The sequence below is a fragment of the Elstera litoralis genome (genome assembly GCF_000963705.1).
GTDB lineage: Bacteria > Pseudomonadota > Alphaproteobacteria > Elsterales > Elsteraceae > Elstera > Elstera litoralis.
In genome coordinates this window covers 1-2,239 of record NZ_LAJY01000298.1, presented here as the reverse complement: position 1 = coordinate 2,239, position 2,239 = coordinate 1, and the positions used below count along the sequence as shown (strand labels likewise).

Below are 2,239 nucleotides of genomic sequence, written 5' to 3'. Positions count from 1 at the left end.
GCCCCCCGTGCCCGCCGTGCAGAGCAGCGGGCGCGTGGTTAGCGGCAGTTGCAGGGCACGGGCGCGCAAAACCGAGGCCGCCCCGATCAGCTCTTCCACCGTTTCGCCCTTAATCCGCAACCCCATCAGCAGCCCGGCGAATTGAACCTCGGGGCAGTGGCCGTCAATCAGATCATCCAGGGCAAAGGCCAGTTCCTGCCGGGTTAAATCCTGCCGATGGCTGAGTTTTTCCAAGAGATCCGTAATCATCGCCTAAGCCCTATTCTATCTTACCGGCCCCGCTAAGGGGCTAAGACCTTGCCGGGTTGGGGGAGGGGGTCAAGCCTTCCCCGGCGCGGGCCGCTCTGCCATGCTGCGCCGACAAGGAGAGCCTGATGAGCGACATACTGGAGATCACCTATCTATTCGATCCGCTGTGCGGCTGGTGCTACGGCGCAGCCCCGGCGGTAAAGCGCCTGCGCGCAACGCCGGGGATCACCGTGACCGCCGCGCCGACCGGCCTATTCTCCGGCGACGGCGCGCGCCCGATGGATGCGAGCTTCGCCGCCTATGCCTGGTCGAACGACGAACGCATCGCCCGGCTAACGGGACAGCGTTTTACCGCGACCTATCGGGATCACGTGCTGAACGACGCTGGGAAGCCCCTGGATTCCGGCCCGGCGACTTTGGCGTTAACCGCCGTGTTTCTGACCGAGCCGAGCCGGGAAATCGAAGCTTTGGCGGCAATCCAAGCGGCGCGCTATGTCGATGGGCTGGATATAACCTCCCTATCGGTGCTCGCCGCGATTTTACAGGGCGTCGGCCTGGGCGACGCCGCGACCCGTCTCGCCGCGCCGAATGCCGAGCTTTTCGCCGCAAACCGCACCCGCACCGCCCAAGCGCAAACCGCGATGCGGGCGTTCGGCGTCCAAGGGGTGCCCGCGCTGCTGCTCACCGACGCGGGCGGACGGCGGCAAATGCTGCCCAATACCATCCTCTTCGGCGGGCTCGACGCGTTTCTAGCGCAACTCCCTCCCGCATGAAGAATCTGGACCTTGCCCGCGCAAAGGCTTATCGCTCTGGGCGATTCTTTTCGAACGCAAAGCCAGTAAGGTAAATAATGGACACGTTAAAATGCCCGCAGTGCAGCTCCGAACACGTCTATGAGGACGGCGGCCTGTGGATCTGCCCGGAGTGCGCCCACGAGTGGAACCCCGCCGAGGCAAGCGCCGAGGCGGCGGCGCAGGGGGTGAAGGATGCCAACGGCAATCCGCTGGCCGATGGCGACACCGTTACGGTCATCAAGGATCTGAAGGTCAAAGGCTCGTCGCTGGTCGTCAAAGGCGGGACCAAAGTAAAAGGCATCCGCCTCGTCGAAGCCACCGACGGGCATAATATTTCCTGTAAAATCGATGGCATCGGCGCGATGAATTTGAAGTCGGAATTCGTCAAGAAGGCGTGAGTATGTGGATACGACGACCTCATATACTCGCCCATCTCTACACGGCGTCAGCGGTGTGTTTCCTGTTTGGACTCCTGCTGGAAACACCCTGGCCCGCGCGGATCGCAGCCCTCGCGGTCTTTCTCCTCGCCCTCCGGCAGGTTGGCGACGAACTTCCTGGTCACTATGTCATCTCCAAAGAACACCGCATAAACCTATTCCCGCAGAACCCAATCGAACAGCGGCTGCACGATGAGGTCCGCGATAAGTTTGAAGCCGGGAACCGGAAGATCTTCGCGGCAATCCTGTGGGGCTTAACGCTCGAAATCGCCGGAAGCCTAATTCGTGATTAGCCCGCCAACCCCTCCATCACCAAGGCCAGCGCCACATCGCGCTTCGAGAGACCGTCGCAGTCGTGCGTCGTCAGCAGCACGTCGACGCGGTTATAGACGTTGAACCATTCCGGGTGATGGTCCGCCTTTTCCGCCGCGAGCGCGACTTGGCTCATAAAGCCCCAGGCGGCGGCGAAATCCTTGAAACGGAAGGTCTTGGTGATCGCGTCACGGGTCGGCTCATGCGTCCAGCCGGGGAGTTGGGTGAGGGCTTCGGCGCGTTCGGCGTGGTTAAGTTTCTGGAGGGCCATTGGGTCGATCTCCCACGACAGGCTAACGCAAATTGCGTAAAACACGTCTGTCATGCTTGAAACCGATCTCGCCCGCAAGCTCCTCGACTTCTACCTCGCCCTCGGGGTCGATGAGGCTATGGGCGATCAGCCTTTGGACCGCCGCCGGGCCGAGCCGACGCCCCAGGCCGCGCGAC

Annotated in this window: 4 protein-coding genes and 1 pseudogene; 3 read left to right on the top strand and 2 right to left on the bottom strand. The window is 62.3% G+C overall.

Annotation, left to right across the window (positions count from 1 at the left end; all coding sequences use genetic code 11):
• Window positions 1-249, bottom strand: a pseudogene (locus VZ95_RS12065) (anthranilate phosphoribosyltransferase); the annotation flags it as partial.
• Window positions 250-374: 125 nt separating this feature from the next.
• On the opposite strand from VZ95_RS12065, the gene VZ95_RS12060 reads away from it, so the two are divergent.
• The 3 genes from VZ95_RS12060 to VZ95_RS12050 all read left to right on the top strand — a co-directional run bounded on the left by VZ95_RS12060 (window position 375) and on the right by VZ95_RS12050 (window position 1,773).
• Window positions 375-1,022 (top strand): DsbA family protein, encoded by a 648-nt coding sequence (locus VZ95_RS12060; RefSeq protein WP_045776061.1) that lies wholly within the window; start codon window positions 375-377, stop codon window positions 1,020-1,022.
• 77 nt (window positions 1,023-1,099) lie between these two features.
• Window positions 1,100-1,441, top strand: a complete 342-nt coding sequence (locus tag VZ95_RS12055) for a zinc ribbon domain-containing protein YjdM (RefSeq protein WP_198148267.1) — start codon at window positions 1,100-1,102, stop codon at window positions 1,439-1,441.
• Window positions 1,438-1,773 carry a hypothetical protein gene (locus tag VZ95_RS12050; protein ID WP_156995263.1) on the top strand — a complete coding sequence of 112 codons (336 nt, stop codon included), beginning with the start codon at window positions 1,438-1,440 and terminating at the stop codon, window positions 1,771-1,773. The genes VZ95_RS12055 and VZ95_RS12050 overlap by 4 nt, the downstream gene beginning before the upstream one ends.
• Here the strand turns inward: VZ95_RS12050 and VZ95_RS12045 are convergent.
• Window positions 1,770-2,063, bottom strand: a complete 294-nt coding sequence (locus VZ95_RS12045) for a 4a-hydroxytetrahydrobiopterin dehydratase (protein WP_045776058.1) — start codon at window positions 2,061-2,063, stop codon at window positions 1,770-1,772. The genes VZ95_RS12050 and VZ95_RS12045 overlap by 4 nt on opposite strands.
• Window positions 2,064-2,239: the final 176 nt, after the last annotated feature.

Coding starts and splice junctions, on each gene's coding strand:
- VZ95_RS12045 (WP_045776058.1), bottom strand. CDS start 2,063: ATGGCCCTCCAGAAACTTAACCACGCCGAACGCGCCGAAGCCCTCACC.
- VZ95_RS12060 (WP_045776061.1), top strand. CDS start 375: ATGAGCGACATACTGGAGATCACCTATCTATTCGATCCGCTGTGCGGC.
- VZ95_RS12055 (WP_198148267.1), top strand. CDS start 1,100: ATGGACACGTTAAAATGCCCGCAGTGCAGCTCCGAACACGTCTATGAG.